The following is an 18,702-nucleotide window of genomic DNA, read 5'->3' as shown; positions in this document are numbered from 1 at the left end:
TTCAAAAAAACACAGGAAGAAACTTGGTTTACTTATTTAAAACTTGTTCATAAAGATTCCAATATCTTTTTGCTGCCATATCCCATGAAAATTTCCTGGACCAATTTTTTATTTCAGTACTTCTATCTTGAGAGTTAATCAAATTCATGATATGAGATTTTCCAAAATTCATCATATAATCCTTCTCCGTTGAATCTAAGAAAAAAGCTTCTGAACCTCCTATTTCAGGCAAGCAGGTGTATTTAGACAACAGGACTTTTTTACCAAATGACATGGCTTCTATAACTGGCAGACCAAATCCTTCTGCAATTGAAGGGAAGACAAACATGGCACAGTTACTTAGATATTGATATTTTACTTCTTCTGTAATAGGTCCTGTGATCACAACGCGGTCCAATACGCCTAATTCTTTGGCTATACTTAATATATACTGATCATATCCAACTTCATCTAATACACCACTGATCACCAACTGTAGGTCATTTCCAACTAACAAATATGGCAAAACATGAAAATTTTTCTTTTTATTTACAGTACCAATAGTAAATAAAAACTGTCTTTCACCTTTGTTCAAAGGATTTTCTACTTGAAAATTACTAACAATTTTATGATCAATATTATTTCCATTATATACCACCTGTACAGACTTGCCTTTTAAATCACAATATTCTTCTAAATCATTTTTAACATAATTAGAAATAGCAACAATGCAATCTGCTTTATCCAAATTAGCCTGCAGTTTTTTTAAATAGAACTTCTCTTTATCAGGAGTTTTACCTTCTTTAAGAAAATTAAGGTCATGAATGGTCGAGATGATCTTAGTCTTTTTACCTTTCCTTGGAAAATAAGAGCTTAATTGATAGGTAGAATGCCACAAAGAAATATCATCAAAATTTGGCATCCAAAATTTATGAAGGGATTTTTGCTGAACATATGTAACCTCACTACCAAATTCTTGAGAAAGCGGGTCTGGAGAGTAAAATAACAGATCAGCATCGGTTGAACGATTTTCCAATAATGCGGATCCCAAATGTTTACAAAAGAAATACAAGCCTGTATGCTTGTGTTTCATTCTTTCAGTATCAAATATAATTCTATGACTCATTGACTAAATGTCAGATTTTCAATTAATAGTATTTTCTCTAGCAAACAAACGAATAAGTAATCATAAATATTATCACATTTAGCCTATGATACTTAAAACTAGCCCTGAGCAAAAGAATATTTATTTTTTTCTATCTCAAAATGATTACACTATACTACATAATAACGGTAATTGTTACCGAAACGTAACACATATCTTAAAAGATTTACATATCTTTTTCATGAAGTGATAAAACCATATTTAACAACACTCTTTATAATACTTATTTTATATTTAGAATAGAGCCTCACCCTTAAGATAAAACTCATGATATTAATCAATTATTAAAAACGCATCATTACTTCTATGGCAAAAGAATTCTCAGCTAAGATAGCAATTCTGTCAATTCTATGTAAAATAAAAGTAACTTTTATTTTACATAGAATTTTTAACAACTAATAATCAAAGGCTTACCCTTCTACTTCAATCGTGCTATCACAAAATTTTTCTACTATTTTTTCCTTAACATAAAGAAATAAAAATTACTAACTCGGAATAAACAGATCATTAAGTATCTTATCCTCTTTATCTTCATGATAATTTTGAGAAAAATAAGACAATGCTTCTGCACACGTTTTTGAATAAAGCTGTTGGTCGTTTAATAATTGTTTGATATTATTTGCAAAGCTTAGTGGATCATCACTAACCATACAGCCATTTTGAGATTTATTAATCAAGCCATCTACTCCACGCCGCGTTGTTACTATAGGCAACCCATAAGACAAGGATTCTAGTACTTTTATTTTAACTCCTGTACCCGTAATCATAGGACAGATACAAATTCGTGTATTTTGATATATCGCATCCAGATCATCCACAATGCCCAATTTAATGATATTAGGACTGTCTTCAATAAAATTGCAAATCTTTCCAACGATATAAATATTTACATTTTCTAATAGGGGGAAAACTTTATCTAAAAACCACTTGAAACTATTTACATTATGAGGATTAGCACTTGCAACATACAGAACATCATACTTGATCGTTCTCTTTTCATTCAGATGAACTGTTGGAAAAGAAACTGGCATCAGTGTAATTTTTCTATTTGTAAATTGTTCAAAAATATACTGCTCTTCAATGGAATATGTCCATATTTCATTGAACTTTTTGAGTATACTCATTTCATTTCCAAAAAGTTTCCCAATATTTATTTTTTTATGACCTTCGTATCTAATTTTATATTGCAGTGCCATAAAATCATGTGTATCTATAATAAAATAAGGACCATGAATATTTTCAATCACATTTCCCCAAGTAGAATAGCTTATCACTACAATATCATAGTTATTCTCCTGAATGTCTTTCTTAAATTTATTTCTAAAATAAGGAGTGCTGGAATCCAGGGGGTTTCTTCTTATAGCTCTGGAAATTTTCTTCGGAATTTTGTCCTTTATTAAATATTTTAAAATATTTGATTTGGGCAGATTAAAAAGAAATATTTTCAATTGTATGTCAGGATATTTTAAATGAAATTCTTCTTTACTTTCGTTATCCCAATCAATAGAAGATATAAAGTGCACATCTAGTAAATCACTATTCTTTTGGAAATAGGATAACATTTGATTGCACCTGGTTAAATTTCCTCCTTTTCCTTTTAAGGGATTATCCGGCATATAATATAAAACTTTCTTTTTTGACATAAAACAACCCTCAATTCTGCTTGAATAAGCTTTCTATTTTAGTTACAAATTCATTCCAATCATGTAATACTTTACTTTCACTAAAAACTTCTACAGCTTTTTTTGCATTTGTACCTAAGTGATCTCGTAGGTGGGCATCTCCCATAAGTTTATCTAATTGAGATGTCATTTCGTCCATGTCTTCTGCAAGAAATCCTGTTTCTTGATGTTTTATCAACTCATTTACTCCAGAGCAACTTTTAAAACCTAGACATGGAAGACCTACCGACATAGCCTCAACTAATGCTAATCCGAAACCTTCATATTTACTTGGAAATATAAATACATCAGCTTCACTCATTTTTACAATAGGACTTTCAGTAAAACCTTTCAAAAAAATTCTATCCTTCATCTTAAGGTCTGAAATCTGCTTCTCCAGTCTATTCCAATCTGGACCTATACCCCATAATTCAAAATCCCAATTCATATATTTATTTGATAGTTTTGAGAAGCAATCTATTGCCAGATGTTGTTGCTTGCAACCTGTATCCAATCTTGCTATATGAATGATTTTATAACGATCTTTACTTTTAAAATGGTCTACTTGATATAGATTTTTTGAAACTGGATTAGGAATTACGACCACATCTCCCTTAAAGCTTGACGGTAAATAGTTACGATAGCTATCAAAAAGTATTTGAATTCCTGATAAATTTTGAAAAGATTCTTCTAATAATTTTACTTCAAATGGTTTCCTTCCGCCAAAAATATTTGTGAAATCATAATCTGGTCTTCCATTTACAGAATCAATAATTGGAACATTTAAATTATTTCGATAAGTGATCTCAAGCAATGAACCTATTGACATTGTAATAATAAGATCAGGTTGTACCTGATCAATATAATTCTTCCATGCTTTTGCCCGATTTGCTAGATTATAGATAAATAAATTCTCTTCACCATTCATGCTCTTTTTTAAAAGCGTATTATATGCTTTGGCATACTTCTTCCTTATTTTATGGACGAACCAAAGAAATGGATTCCTTCCTATATAGTTGACAATCGGAATCAGCTCTTTTTGATGAACAGACGCATCATAAATATTTGTTACAGTAACTTGGTCGTCTAATTTAAAAACGGCCTTTCCGGAAACATGCTCATTCGTAGCAATTTCAACCTGATGACCGTTCTTAACAAAACTATTTGCAAGAAATGAACAGATTTTTTCTGTACCACCTGTTCCGTTAATAAAATATAAATGCTGAACGAATAATATCTTCATAACTGATGAAACTTTCTACTGAATTTCTTTCGTAAACTTCTTCTAAATTTAGATAATGGTATAAATTTTAATAAAAAAAGCTGCGTTTTAAACTTTTTTGTTTTCTTCCGTTTATAGTCAATATAAAAAGTATCAAAGCTTTTTAAGTCTTTAGATTCTAAGAAGTAAAGAAACGGTACACTTAGTTCTGCCTTCTCGTCAGTATTTAGGTTTGGGAGAACCTTTTCATGCATAAAAACTTTTATTAAATCGAATAATTGCATTCTTTGCTCATCATCAAACGGCATTCTTATATAACGCAGTTCAAAAGGTTCATGTTCAATAAATAATGCTAAATGTAGCGCGTGTGACTTATAGAAATTGTTCCTTGTATAAAATTCTTTTAATAGATTCAACCATTGAGGAATCTGAGCTAATACCTTTGATGTATTTTGATTGATGATAATGTGATTTTGAAAATCATGCTGTCGGTAATGATATTTTCCTTCTGGATACAGACTAACTTTGTCTGTTAATGCTAATAATTGATGCGAAAACAATCCATCTTCACAGGGTTGAATGCCAATAGGAAAGTTAATATCAGGATGTTTTTTTAGAAAATCTGTTTTTAAAAACATAGCACAGGTAGGTAGAGCCATCATATGGCGCGAGCGAAAACAGTAATCTTCTCCTATCGCTACAAAATCACTTTCATTATTTAGTGCTATTGTAAGTGCTTCTTCTAAAAATTCTGTAGCAATGGTATCATCTCCGTCTAAAAAAAACACATAAGCTCCGGTAGATTCTTGTAGTCCTCTATTCCGTGCTACAGATACACCTGAGTTTACCTGCTCTATATAGCGTACATTACCATATTGACTACTATACTTTATGCAGATATCTAACGACCTATCTGTACTACCATCATTGACCAATATTAATTCTACAAAGGGATAACTTTGTTTTAAAACACTTTGAATTGATTCTTCAAGAAATAATTCTTGATTATAAATTGGTATTATTACGGATATCAATAATTTATCTGACTGCATAAAAACATTTTATTACTTTACTAGCAAATAGCTTGTAAAGGTAACGAATAGAAATAGGCAAATGATAAAATTATTTCCAACAGTTATCAATCTTTTCTTTACTAAGTGTAAATTCCCTATATCTAAATTCTCCTGATTTTGTAGCGATCATGGCCCCCATCTGAATAATTTTCTCATCTGTCTTCATTGGGAAAATTGCCGATCGGTAGGCATTCTGTTCAAGGATAGCTTTTGGAAAAACCTGGTAGTTAATACCATCTTTAGAATAGGCTACATAGAGTGCTTCGGATGTGTATTTTTTAACATCTCCAATAGCTATACATAGAAAATAATATCCATCAACATAAGTTGCCTGAATATGCCATGGTGAATATGCAGCATTTAGTTTTAACCAAGGCTTATTTAGAAAATTTACTATTTTACTTTGTTTAAACTGATCAAAATTTAGTCCGTCACTAGAGGTTCTACGGATTACATAAGAAGGATTATTTCCTCTAAAACTTCTTTTACCCATATTTAACTCAATTTCATAACTCATAAATTTACTTCCATCATAAATAAAAGATGGAGATAAAACATGGTTATTGCGGGGAGAAAACGGAGGGTTACTTGTAAAAGCTATGCTCATTGGAGACCAGTTCACCCCATCTCCGGAAGTTTGTCGGACTATTGTTCTTTGGGCATTAGCTTCTAACTTCTTAAAATTTTCATTATTTTTCTCGACTTTCTTTCTTAGTGCTGATGCAGAAATAAAACTTGCTCGGTAGTATAAATAAAATTTATTATTTACATAGAGCCAATCAACATCTGACCAAAATCCTTGTTTTGGATCTTGATTATTTTCCTTGATGCTTTCATTCGGATTTGGAGCAGCAGTAATAGGGTTTATTAAATTGGGAGGATTTGTCCAATTGATCCCGTCGTTAGATACAACAATACTTGGGTTTTCAAAACGCTTAGAATTTTGATTTGTTCCTACCGCACCAAAGTAAGGAGTAAATACCATCCAATATTTAAAACCATTCAAACCGGTAGGAAAATACAGCACATCGGGATGACAATAACTATGATTATCATTTGCAATATTTAGCAAAAATCTTGTATCATTAAAACCTAAAAAATTAGCATTTGCCGTAGTATGGATATTAATAAGTCCTTTCTCATCATCAAATGTGACAGAATCTAAAGGTTTAGCTTTTAAATCAATACTATCAACATCTTCTGCGTATATACTTTCATCAGAACGGCTACATGATAACAATAAATTTAACAGACATAAAGCTGTTAATATACTTTTAAACATAAAATTGAAACCAAAAAGATTAATTAAAAATTCAATAATAAGCAACTTAGTACAGCCTACTTATCGCAATTTTTTTCAATGTCCAAAAGTATATTATTAATATTAAATTTTACAACATCTCGAACGATTTACCGGTAAAATTGTACATTAATTTATTCATATGGACAGAACTAAAAAATTTACACATCATCATATTTTAAAAGCCTAAAGCTATTTCTGATAATCAGTGGTTTTCATTAATTTAATGTTAAACTTTCCTAATCTTTGAAATAAATAAATCGATTTTATTTATATTTATATGGATAACTTCAGAATATGTCTAAAAATCTCTATATCGTCCGTCATGCCAAGGCTGAACAGTCATTTTCTAAGAAAGATTTTGACCGTATATTATTAGACAAAGGCATAGAAAGAGCACAACGTGTTTCCCATCAGCTTGCTCTACAGATGCAAGCGGATTCTACTACGCTCTGTATTTCCTCTTCTGCAATTAGAGCATCTGAAACAGCAGAGATATTCATTAAAGCAATTAAATATCCTCAGATTGCTTTAATTAAAGAAGATCAGCTATATGAGGCTACTTATTTGGATATTCTTAAACTAATTAACCAAGTTCCACCACATATTCATACACTATTTATATTTGGCCACAACCCTGGTTTATCAGATTTTATTGAATATGTGAGTAATGAATCTGTCCCTTTATCAACATCGCAAGTTGTACATCTGATTCTTGATGAAGGTTTTGATTTTAATACCCTAACATCCAATACTGCTACGCTTTTAAATACCATAGTATAATTCATTTTTGTACCTTCGGGTTATGGCAAATCAATTGCAATTTGAAAATTCTCCTTATTTGAAACAACATGCGCATAATCCGGTTCACTGGATGCCATGGGGGGAAGAAGCATTAAAAAAAGCACAGGAAGAAAATAAATTGATCATCATCAGTATCGGCTACTCTGCCTGTCACTGGTGTCATGTGATGGAACGCGAAAGCTTTGAAAATGATGTGATCGCACAGACCATGAATAAGTTTTATGTTCCGATCAAAATAGACAGAGAAGAGCGTCCAGATATTGATCAGGTCTATATGACTGCGGTACAGTTGATGACAAATGCTGGTGGATGGCCATTAAACTGCATCTGTTTACCTGACGGTAGACCCATATACGGTGGTACTTATTTCAAAGCTCATGATTGGCAGAATATTTTAATTCAGATTGCCCGCATGTGGGAGGAACAACCTGCTGTAGCAATGGAATATGCTGACAAATTGACAAAAGGCATTCAACAGAGTGAGCGATTACCTATAAATGCAATACCGGAGCAATATAAGTTTGAAGATTTAGAAGATATTATAAAACCCTGGAAAGAATTATTTGATCCAAGGGACGGTGGCTACCATCGCAGTCCAAAATTTTCGCTTCCTAACAACTGGTTATTCTTATTGCGTTACGCTGTTTTAGCGCAGGATACTGAAACACTAAGCCATGTTCATTTTACGCTCCAAAAAATTGCTTCTGGAGGTATTTACGACCACATCGGAGGTGGCTTTGCGCGCTATTCAGTCGATAGTGAATGGCATGTCCCACATTTTGAAAAAATGCTGTACGACAATGGCCAACTCATTTCCCTGTATGCAGAAGCTTATCAACAGCAACCCCATCCTTTATATAAACGTGTCGTTGAAGAGACAATTGCTTGGGCGCAACGCGAAATGTTAGCTCCGAACAATGGCTTTTATGCAGCTTTAGATGCCGATAGTGAAGGCGTCGAGGGAAAATTCTACACATTTGACATCGCCGAAATTAAAACGGTGTTAGGTGAAGATGCTGATTTATTTATAGCTTATTACAACATTACTGTTGAAGGTAACTGGGAAGAAGAAAAAACTAATATATTGATTTGTGACATTGATGCTGATGAAATGGCTAAGGAAGCTGGCTACAACACAGAAGAATGGGAAATTTATCTACAGTCAATAAAGAAGAAACTATTTGACTACAGAAAAAATCGTATTCATCCTGGACTTGACCACAAACAATTAGCAACATGGAACGCGTTACTACTAAAGGGGCTGATTGATGCATACCGCATCTTTGATAAAAAGGAATACTTAGAGCTGGCTTTACTGAATGCTGAATTTCTGAAGAGTGAATTGATTGCCGGCGATTTCAGTATGTTACATCAGCCACAAGATTCAAATCGCAGTATCCCCGGTTTTTTAGATGATTACGCTTTTACGATCACTGCATTTACAGCACTTTACGAAGCTACTTTTGAAGAAAAATGGTTACAAATAGCAACCTCTTTACTCGATAAAACAATCGAATTATTTTATGATAGCAACGAAAAAACGTTTTACTACAGTGCATCGAGCGCAGAAAAATTAATTGCCCGAAAAAGTGAAGTCATGGATAATGTCATTCCGTCATCTACATCAGCAATTTGTCATCAATTAAAAAAAATAGGGCTACTAACTGACAATGAGGAGTATACAGCAATTTCAGATCAGTTATTTGCCAATGTATTCCCACAAATCAAGACATATGGTTCTGCATATTCAAATTGGGCAATATTATTGTTAGAAGAATTGTATGGTTGCAATGAGATTGCGCTAACTGGAGAAGATGCACATGCATTTCGTAAGGAGCTAGATCATTATTACATTCCGAATAAAATTGTATTGGGTGGAACAAAAAGCAGTCTGCCATTGTTATTAAATAGACAGGGTTTAAATTCAAAAGCATACCTTTGTCGAAATAAAACATGCAGTCTGCCACAGAATACAATTGCAGAACTTATAAAAATAATAGAATAATAACGGGGGATATCCCAAAAATCAAAACAAATGGCAATAGTAACTAATGACGTAGTAGCGTTAACTTACAAACTTCACACAATCGAAAACGGCGAAAAAGTATTCGTAGAAGAAACAACAACAGAAAATCCTTTAGACTTCTTATACGGTGTAGGCATGATGCTTCCTAAATTTGAAGAAAACATCGCTGGCTTAAATGTTGGTGACACTACTGCATTTGAATTATCTGCAGAAGATGCTTATGGCGAAAAAGACGAGCGTGCTGTTGCCCAATTACCAGCAGATATGTTCAAAGAAACTGGTCTACCTCCAGTAGGTGAAGTTATCCCTTTACAAGATAACCAAGGTAACCAATTCCGTGCAGTAGTTGTAGAAGTAACTCCTGAAGTTGTAGTTGCAGACTTAAACCACCCAATGGCTGGTAAATCATTACATTTCGAAATCGAAATTTTAAATGTACGTCCTGCAACTGAAGAAGAGTTATCTCATGGTCACTCTCACGGTGTAGATGGTACTCAAGGTCACTAATTCTGACCAAAATATTTATAAGAGACGGATGTTGGTTCAAACCAGCATCCGTTTTTATTTGTAGTAATTATAACGTGTTGTCTAATTTCAGAAAGGAGCTAACAGTTCTGACTGTTGGTTAATAACTTCAGCGAGAAGAGAAAGGGTAATTTTTCATCGATTTCGCACTATGGCGGCCTCATTTCGTCGCCAGTATATGACATTTCCGCACGTGGCGGAATCGTATTGACCACTGTATGTTTCATTTCCCCACGTGGCAGAATCGTTTTGTCCTATGACTGCATCATTTCACAGGTTATAGAATCTTGTCGTAGGTTGCATGCATCATTTCCCCAAGTGACAAAATCCTGTCGTCGCCTATCCCTGCCATTTCCTTACGTGGCAAACTCGTTTCGCCACCTGTCTGTTTCATTTACCCCTGTGGCGGAATCGTTTTTTCCTTTGTTGAAAGCCTTCCGCCATAATGCGAAACCACGCTCTTATTTTGCAATAACTCTAAAATGAAGCGTAACTCATAGCCTCCATAGCGTGTTCTCTAGTATAACTACCGCAAATACTACATATCCTTCTTATTCATTTCAAAGTAGTCTGACTCTTAATTGTCTCCAAACCATAAAATGGTCATGACAGTTACTTGGTCCATATTCTTGACTTGAAATGATCGAGACCCCAAGGACAAAATGAAAGAAGAATACGGAAAACATCTTCCTATCTGTGGCCTAACTGCACCGAATCGCCCAACTCACAAACCTATAACTTTTGAGCTTAAAAAACTTTAGCTAAATCCTATTTTTTAAGAATTGTCTTTATAATCATATTGTTGTAACTTTCATATTCACAACCTACTATTATGAATCATTGCCTTAAACCTTTGTCGCCCGTAACATCTCTCTCTTCCCTGGTGCTCCCGGTGCTTTTTCGATCGTAAATCCTAGTGCTTTCATGCTTCTTTTGAGATTGCCGGTAATAGCATAGGTAACAAAAACACCTCCTGGTTTTACAAATTTTGCAACATGGGCCAAAGCCTCATCTGACCACATTTCGGGTTGATGAATAGCAGCAAAGGCATCAAAGTATACCAAATCAAAAGTTTTATCTGAACCAAAATCCATCAATAAGGTATGATCGATATATAAATTCGTATTTGAATCAATTTGCGTAGTTTCATTTAGAGCTTGTTTATATCCTGATATATAATTATTCCAGTTTTCTTCAGAAACGAATGCATCATAACCAATTTGCTGAATAACCTCCAGTGACAATGGATAGCCTTCTATACCTACATAATCTACCGAAATTTCTTTACCAGATGTATAAGCGAGCGTTTGCGTAAAGTTTAAGCCTGTTCCAAAACCTACTTCCAAAATAGTGATATCCTTTAAGGAGTGTTTCTGAATGTAATAATCAAGTCCTGTCTGAATAAAAACATGTTTACTTTCTTGAACAGCTCCATGTTTGGAGTGGTAGCACTCTCCTATTTGTTCATTAAACAATGTTTTTGAACCATCTCCTGTTGTTACAAATTCCATTTCACGCATATATAACAAAAATAGAATAAAATGAACTTAATTGCTATGGATATCCATATAATCAGTCTTTATATTTCATTGAGGTTATTTAAAGTAAAAAAACAATACCTCATAAAATTGTTTGTTCTTATCAAGAAAATTTAAAAACCTTTCATTAAAAATGAATAATTATTTATATATTAACATCTTGTAAACAAAATGATTATGAAAAATTACATCCAACAGTCACTAAGTTATATGAGCATATGCTTATTGTTTGGGTCTACGCAATGCAGTGTGGCTCAACAGAAATATTTTAATGATGTGACGTTAACAAATATTCCACAAGATGCAAAAGCCCATGCTTTGGATGTAATCCTTATCGATGTTGATGCTGATGGAGATCTTGATCTTGTACTGGCTCTAGAATCTGAACCCAACAGATTATACCTTAATGATGGAAGTGGTAAGTTTTCTTGGAAGAAAGGTGTTTTTGCTAATAAACCGCATGATACCGAGCATGTAAGGGCGGCAGATTTTAATAAAGATGGTTTTATAGACTTTATTTTTGTGGCTGAGGATGATCAGAACCATGAGTATTATTTAGGTAAAGGTGATGGCACATTTATCGATGTATCCGATCGAATATTAGGCAAAAGCGAAGCTAACGGCCTAGACATAGCAGATGTCAACGGAGATGGCCTTATGGATATTGTTATCGGCAATTCGGGTAAATCACCACAAAATTTTTTATGGATAAATGATGCTAAACGACCTGGTTATTTTTTAGACCATACTTCAATTTCACTTCCACAGGTTGAAGATCAAACTCAATCCATCAAATTTGCAGATTTGGATGCTGATGGTCACATGGATATGATTATTGGTAACGAAACTCCGCCAAATCGCTTATTATTTAATGATGGGAAAGGAAATTTCATAGAACATACCGCAGGATTACCGCTCATGGTCCCCTTACACACGCGCGAGGTGATTGTATTTGATGCAAATGGCGATGGGAAACCCGATATACTTTTCGCCAATCTAACAAGTAATGGGGGCGCAAAAGATAAAGATCCCAGAGCCCGATTGTTTATAAATCAGGGCGACCGTCGTTTTGTAGATGAAACAGAATCTAGAATGCCAGAACAAACATTTTCTACGTATGCGGCTACTGCAATTGATTTTGATCATGACGGACACTTAGACATTATACTGAGTGCAATCAAGATTCCTCCTTTTGAAGAGATGCAAGTGCAAGCTTTAAGAAACGATGGAAAGGGTCACTTTTCTTTTGTTACTGACAAAACAATCCCTGAAATTACACGTGGTAGAAGCTGGGGTATTGCAGTTGGCGATGTCAATGCTGATGGAATAGCTGATATGGTGATCGGCGGATGGGGCTCTCAGGTTCGTCTGTTATTAGGTCAAAAATAAATTTTAACAAATAGGCTGGGAAAGTCCCAGCCTAAACATTCATTTATAAAACAATAGTACTTTATTGTGCTAATATCTTATTCTTCTTTACATCATCATAAATGATGCTGGTCTTATTTCCTTCAATAAGTAATCCACGACTTTTGCCTCCTAATCTATTTGCTTCATTATTCACATTTACAGCAACAACGCGACCTTTATAAAAAGAGGTAACTTCTGGAAAAATTGTATGTCCAAGATATATTCTTTTTGCACTGTAAATCTGCAGTATTTTTTCTAAATCTGCTTCGCTTAAAGGGTGATACTTTTCTTCTTGACGAACCATGCCGCGATACCACAAAGGTCCTTCACTACCAAATAGAAAAGTACCTGCACGCGACTTATGTCTCTCTTCTTTGGTTTGAAACAAATAAAAACGAACAGAATCATTTACTGCAGGTATTGTCCATTGTGGATCTAGCATGGTATGACTAAGTCCTGCATGTACAAAAAGATGATCCCCTATCTTCTCCATCGTATTTTTACTTTGTAGCCATTTTCCTAATTCAGTATCTAATGACCAGAAATCACGATAATCTTTTCCAATAGCGTCAGCAAGCATTTTATACTTATCTTGGGTGTATTTATAATTACCTCGTAAGATCATTTCTTCATGATTGCCCAAAAGGAAGTGCACCTTACCGCCAGCTTTTTCAGCCTCGTTTTCCAATTTATAGATTAACCAAAAGATGGGTAATACGTCTTTACCGCGATCAAATACATCTCCGATAATGACAAGGTTATTTTTTCCAAAAGTCCATTGATAATTACTTCCTATTACTTTCTGCGCTTTTAGAATAGCATAAAAAGATTGAAAATCGCCGTGAGGGTCTGACAAAACAAGCATCTTATTACTTTTTGGAGAATTCCAGCTAGGTGTATTATGCGGGTGTAGCTTTATTTCAAATTGATGTTCACCATCTTCTGTCATTACTTTAAATGATGAATTGACCGGCACTTCACTTCGAATATCACCATTCTCGACACGCACAAGCTTCGTTCCTCCATTTTCATAAAAGAAATAGGGGCCATCGTTATTTCCCAATGTCGTTTGACTATGTGTATCGGCAATCTGAAAAAGAATAAATACCGCTGTCAAAGCACAAGTTATACTGATCCTCCTAGGATCAGTATAACTCGTTTTTAAAAAAAATTTAATGCTATTATACATCATAATATATATTAATAACCGTCGTTCTGAACGATATTTTTATTCGCATCAATCTCAATTCGTGGAATCGCCATTAACGTTTTGAAAAATGTGCGATCAAACGATTTGGTTTCCAGTCTTAGTGATGGCGAATTATGAGCACTACCTTTACGTTCTATGCGCATATTGTTGCGTAATGCATCAAATAGTCTATGCCCCTCACCTACAAGTTCACGACGGCGCTCTTCCATAACTCGTTCTAGAGTAACGACACCAGAAACAGATTTTGCAGGATTAGCACGAGAAACTATAGCATTAAGATACTTCAAAGCATTTGCATTGTCGTTTATTTTAACTGCTGCTTCAGCTGCAATTAAATATCCCTCCGAAAGACGAAGAACAGGAACATCTGCAAATTCAGGATTTTCACCATCAGCAGTATTTCCTGGATATTTGTTCAAATAATAATAGTCAACCTGTTTACTGGTATATTTTGTAATGACCTTATGGCGGACATCATTGGAGTCATCTTTGATTAATTTCATGTAATCGTCCGATAAAATAATGTCATTATATCCATTTCTCCACAATAGGTACCCTATTCCTTCTTTTCCAGGACCGTTTTCAGTCTTTACAATAGATAGCTGAAACAAAACTTCATTTGTAAAATCCTTTGACCAAACAGAAGCGTATTCACTATTTGTCCATAACAGATATTGACCTTTAGTCGAGCTCTGGGTTGTTTCCGCTTCCTTGATCAATTGCATCGCGGCAGTTAAAGCTTTGGAATTTTCGCCCATATAAAGATAAGCTCTTGCTAATAATTGCTGTGCACCAAATTTATTAAATTTGCCATTTTTTTTCGCAGTACTCAATAAGGTTACAGCATTTTCCAAATCATCTACAATCTGTGTATAGACTTCTTTTACTGAATTACGTGCAGGTTTATTAGTTGAATTATGTTTTTCTATTTCAATCGGTACCCCTAGTGAGGCCCCGTTGTTTTTTGTATAAGGATCTCCAAACACTTTAACTAAATCAAAATGTGCCAACGCGCGAAGTGTTAATGCCTGTCCTTTTATGTCATTGAGTTCATCGGTCAATTGTTCTTTCTCAGCTCCATTAACGAAGGCCAAAACACCATTCGCATTTCTTAAAACACGATAAGGCTGATACCACAGTGATGAAGGAGTATTGTCCTTGTTAAAATCAAAAAGATAATATTTTGCCGCACGTTTTGTGTCACCGTTCGACAACATATCTTCTCCAGTTACATCGCCATAATAAGTCATACGAGCTCCATAATATTCAGAACCACGTAAAATATCGTAAATGCCATTTAAAGCATATTGAGCTTCTCGGGCAGATTTAATTGCTTCAGAACTTTCTGTAGAAGTACTTGGCTGGGATTTCTCCAGCCATTGGTCCCCACATCCAACTAACAAAGTACAAGATATCAGAACCGTTGATAATATAAGTTTCATAGTCTTTTTTTAGAATTTAATATCCAAACCAAAAGTAACCGTCTTCAGTTTTGGGGATTCAAAATATACTGTACCATTTACAGGTACCTCAGGATCATAATTATTATAAGCTGCAAAAGTCAAAAGATTGACTCCTGAACAATATGCTCTGATATTACTCACTTTAAGACGACGTGCAATGTGTTGCGGAAGAGATACTCCGAAAGTCAAGTTTTTCAATCGGATATGATCTGTTGAATGAACACGACGTGTATTGGCTACACTGCTCATATCGTAAGTATTTCCAACCATAAACATCTCGATATCGGTATCATCACCTGGCTTTTGCCATCTGCGTTCATAATATTGCGGAATATTATCATAACCCGTTTTTCCAGCAAGCTCTGTTTTACTCGCACCGCTATCGTATGAATAACCACCCAGAGAATATGTCCATGTAAAGTTTAGATCAAAAATCTTATAACGAAGGGTATTAGTAAAACCACCGATCAACTTAGGATCAACACTTTTATAAAGAATTCTGTTTGCTTTGGTATAATCTTCTGTGATATCTCTCGAATCTAGATTAGCTGGATCATTGATGTAATATTGTGGAACACCCGTTTCCTTACTTATCCCCGCAAATTCGATCAGATAATAGCTATACCATGGTTGGCCGACACGGTGAATCAATGTACCGTCCCTTAACTCAGAACTTCCATCTGCTAATGATACGGTCTTATTTCTATTCATTCCAAAATTTAGATTTGAAGTCCATTTAAATTCAGAATCTCTTAAAATATCTGCATTCAAATCAACTTCTATTCCTGAGTTACGAAGTGCTCCAATATTGGTTAGATAAGCAGAAAAACCTGTTGTATAGGACGTAGGCATATCGTTCAATAGATCTGACGACTGGCGTCTGTACCATTCGAAGGTAGCACCTAAACGATCAAAAAGACGAAGATCTAATCCAATATTTAGATTATTTTGTTTCTCCCATTGCAAAGCCGGGTTTCCAATCTGAGTTTCTCTTATACCAGGATTATTAAGATAAGGAAAACCAAAACCGGTCAAATCCATATAAGTATAATACGTATTGGGTAGAGTACCATTAGTACCATATGACACCCGAATCTTACCGTCAGTTACAACGTCATTTACTGATTCCATAAAGTTTTCTTTTGAAAACTTCCATGCTCCTGATAAGGACCAGAATTTCCCCCAACGGCTATCACGATGAATACGAGAGCTACCATCCATACGAACGCTACCACCAAAGAAATATTTATCATCATAATTATAGTTTGCTCTGGAAAGGTAAGACAACAAACGCCATTCTGAATTGGAACCAGAAAGATCTGTAATTACAGAACCATTTGAAAGAACAACTTTATCTACTGAAGGAAAATTATCTTTTGCACCATCAATTCCATCTTTGCGAAATTTATTAACCTCATATCCGCCCAATATATCCAAATGATGTTTGTTAGCAAAAGTCTTATTATAAGTTAAACTATTCCGCCATACGATCTGATTATAATCTGTAAAACTTGTAGTTAAAGAACCATTTGTTTTCTCACCGTCTGATGTACGTGGATCTGACCAAGAATTATATTTGGTATTGGTATGGTCTAAACTAAAAGTTGTATTAAAGACTAAACCATCAAAGAACTTATAATTGGCAAATACGGTATTAAAAGAACGATCACCCTGTTCTCTTCGGTAATTATACAAGGAAGTTGCTTTAGGATTACGCGGTCCATTAGAAAAGAAATCTGTGAAAAATGAACCATCTTCATTGTACACCGGCTCCGAAGCTGTAATCTTATGACGAGTTGAATAGATCGGTGAAGTATAAGCTCCTCCCTCTGAATTCACATCTTGAGCAATGTTTGAGTATAGAATATTAGCTCCAAGTTCTATTTTATCGCTCATTTTATATTTAACATTCAAACGGCCAGTTATACGCTCAAAACCAGATTGATAAGACAAACCTGTTTGATTGACATACCCCATCGATGTGTAGTAAGAGAGCTTACCATCACCTCCTGAAGCAGAAAGATCTGCATTTCTAAAAGGAGAATTTTGGCGAAACAATTCTTTCTTCCAATCTGTCCAACCACTCCAAGGTTTAGGTGCATACTTATCGATGTTCGCTTGTGCATATTCTTCTATTAAGTTATCATCGACCACCTTATCGATGTAACGAGCACGGTTTCGAAGTCCTTCCAAAAGCATCTCGCGTCGTTGGGGACCATCCATGACCTCACGGAAATCTGTTGCTTGATTTGAAAGACCATAAGCACCCTTAAATGAGAATACTGGCTTTCCAGCTTTTCCAGACTTTGTGGTAATCAAAATTACTCCACCAGCAGCACGTGATCCATAAAGTGAAGCTGCTGCGGCATCTTTAATTACTGTAATCTGCTCAATATCGGCATTACTCAAAGTAGACATGACATCCAATCCAGCATTATTTGAACTACTTGATGAAATATCATTAGACATTACCGGAACACCGTCGATGACAAATAAAGGTTTGCTAGAAGCATTAATAGATCCCATTCCTCTAATACGGATATCAGTAGCACCACCTGGCTGACCGGAAAGTGAATTAACTTGCACCCCAGGCGCATTTCCCTGAAGCATTGTCGAAAAATCGACAGCAGGCACGTCGGACATGCGCTCAGTACGGATTGTTGAAGCAGATCCAGTATAATCTGATTTCTTAAACGTACCATACCCCGTTACAACAACCTCTTCTAAATTTGCTTGACTAAACTGCAGGCTCACATTTACGGTCTCAGAAACAACTTCTACTTCTTTTCTTTCATAACCTAAAAAGTTAAACTGTAAGATAGATCCTCGTGATGCCACAATCGAAAAATTGCCATTTTGGTCGGTTCCTACAGTATTTTTTGTTCCTTTAATCGAAACACTGACACCAGAAAGCACCTGTCCACTTTGGTCTGTTACTTGTCCATGTACCGATTTTTGTTCGCTTAAGATTGTGATTTTGGAATTCTTAATAGTTTGTTGGTTATCAAAATCAGGTTTACCCGATTTAACGACGATAGACTTTCCATCTTTAATATAAGTCAGTCCACGTGGAGTTAGCAACTCGGAAAGGGCACGGTCTAACGTTACATTATCAAAATCTACACTTACAGAAGGCGTATTGTTGATAATTTCCGATTTACAAAGAACTGTATATCCAGTCTGCTTTTTTATTTCACGGAATACGTCAACAATAGCACTATTCTTCTTCTTAATACGTACCGTTTGGGCAAAACTTCCTGCATGAAGCTGTCCCACGGTAAACAAAAGAAGCATAATAATCATTTTCATAATAATGAGGTATTTAT

Annotated in this window: 13 protein-coding genes; 4 read left to right on the top strand and 9 right to left on the bottom strand. The window is 34.8% G+C overall.

The window, feature by feature from the left end; translation table 11 throughout:
- Positions 1-28: 28 nt before the first annotated feature.
- The 5 genes from EDF66_RS05795 to EDF66_RS05775 form a co-directional block, all read right to left on the bottom strand.
- Positions 29-1,072, bottom strand: coding sequence for a glycosyltransferase family 4 protein (locus EDF66_RS05795; RefSeq protein ID WP_207898480.1), 1,044 nt, complete (start codon positions 1,070-1,072; stop codon positions 29-31).
- Positions 1,073-1,629: 557 nt separating this feature from the next.
- Positions 1,630-2,787, bottom strand: coding sequence for a glycosyltransferase (locus EDF66_RS05790; protein WP_132841205.1), 1,158 nt, complete (start codon positions 2,785-2,787; stop codon positions 1,630-1,632).
- 10 nt (positions 2,788-2,797) lie between these two features.
- Complete coding sequence (locus EDF66_RS05785) at positions 2,798-4,048, bottom strand: glycosyltransferase (RefSeq protein WP_132841203.1); 1,251 nt, start codon at positions 4,046-4,048, stop codon at positions 2,798-2,800.
- Positions 4,045-5,079 (bottom strand): glycosyltransferase, encoded by a 1,035-nt coding sequence (locus EDF66_RS05780; protein WP_132841201.1) that lies wholly within the window; start codon positions 5,077-5,079, stop codon positions 4,045-4,047. Before EDF66_RS05780 ends, EDF66_RS05785 begins: the two co-directional genes overlap by 4 nt.
- A gap of 70 nt (positions 5,080-5,149) precedes the next feature.
- Positions 5,150-6,382, bottom strand: a complete 1,233-nt coding sequence (locus EDF66_RS05775; RefSeq protein WP_132841199.1) for a hypothetical protein — start codon at positions 6,380-6,382, stop codon at positions 5,150-5,152.
- Between the two features lie 315 nt (positions 6,383-6,697).
- Here EDF66_RS05775 and EDF66_RS05770 point away from each other — a divergent pair, with 315 nt between their 5' ends.
- The 3 genes from EDF66_RS05770 to EDF66_RS05760 are packed head-to-tail and all read left to right on the top strand — an operon-like array spanning position 6,698 to position 9,737.
- Entirely contained in the window at positions 6,698-7,183 is a 486-nt protein-coding gene (locus EDF66_RS05770) for a SixA phosphatase family protein (protein ID WP_021192343.1), read from the top strand.
- Between the two features lie 22 nt (positions 7,184-7,205).
- Complete coding sequence (locus EDF66_RS05765; RefSeq protein WP_132841197.1) at positions 7,206-9,209, top strand: thioredoxin domain-containing protein; 2,004 nt, start codon at positions 7,206-7,208, stop codon at positions 9,207-9,209.
- Between the two features lie 30 nt (positions 9,210-9,239).
- Entirely contained in the window at positions 9,240-9,737 is a 498-nt protein-coding gene (locus tag EDF66_RS05760) for a peptidylprolyl isomerase (RefSeq protein ID WP_021190473.1), read from the top strand.
- A gap of 863 nt (positions 9,738-10,600) precedes the next feature.
- Here the strand turns inward: EDF66_RS05760 and mnmD are convergent.
- Positions 10,601-11,266, bottom strand: coding sequence for a tRNA (5-methylaminomethyl-2-thiouridine)(34)-methyltransferase MnmD (gene mnmD / locus EDF66_RS05755; protein WP_132769087.1), 666 nt, complete (start codon positions 11,264-11,266; stop codon positions 10,601-10,603).
- 204 nt (positions 11,267-11,470) lie between these two features.
- Between mnmD and EDF66_RS05750 the strand changes: the two genes are divergently transcribed.
- Positions 11,471-12,682, top strand: a complete 1,212-nt coding sequence (locus EDF66_RS05750) for an FG-GAP repeat domain-containing protein (protein ID WP_165902376.1) — start codon at positions 11,471-11,473, stop codon at positions 12,680-12,682.
- A 61-nt stretch (positions 12,683-12,743) separates the two neighbouring features.
- On the opposite strand, the gene EDF66_RS05745 is transcribed toward EDF66_RS05750, so the two are convergent.
- Genes EDF66_RS05745 through EDF66_RS05735 form a run of 3 tightly spaced genes read right to left on the bottom strand, consistent with a single transcriptional unit; the run spans position 12,744 to position 18,685 of the window.
- Positions 12,744-13,895, bottom strand: coding sequence for a metallophosphoesterase (locus tag EDF66_RS05745; protein WP_132841193.1), 1,152 nt, complete (start codon positions 13,893-13,895; stop codon positions 12,744-12,746).
- 8 nt (positions 13,896-13,903) lie between these two features.
- Positions 13,904-15,355 carry a RagB/SusD family nutrient uptake outer membrane protein gene (locus EDF66_RS05740; protein ID WP_132841191.1) on the bottom strand — a complete coding sequence of 484 codons (1,452 nt, stop codon included), beginning with the start codon at positions 15,353-15,355 and terminating at the stop codon, positions 13,904-13,906.
- Between the two features lie 9 nt (positions 15,356-15,364).
- A complete protein-coding gene (locus EDF66_RS05735) occupies positions 15,365-18,685 on the bottom strand; it encodes a TonB-dependent receptor (RefSeq protein ID WP_207898477.1) in 3,321 nt (1,106 codons plus the stop codon).
- Positions 18,686-18,702 lie beyond the last annotated feature (17 nt).

This window comes from Sphingobacterium sp. JUb20 (assembly GCF_004342035.1).
GTDB classification, from domain to species: Bacteria; Bacteroidota; Bacteroidia; order Sphingobacteriales; family Sphingobacteriaceae; genus Sphingobacterium; species Sphingobacterium anhuiense.
This window is presented reverse-complemented; position numbering and strand designations above follow the sequence as displayed.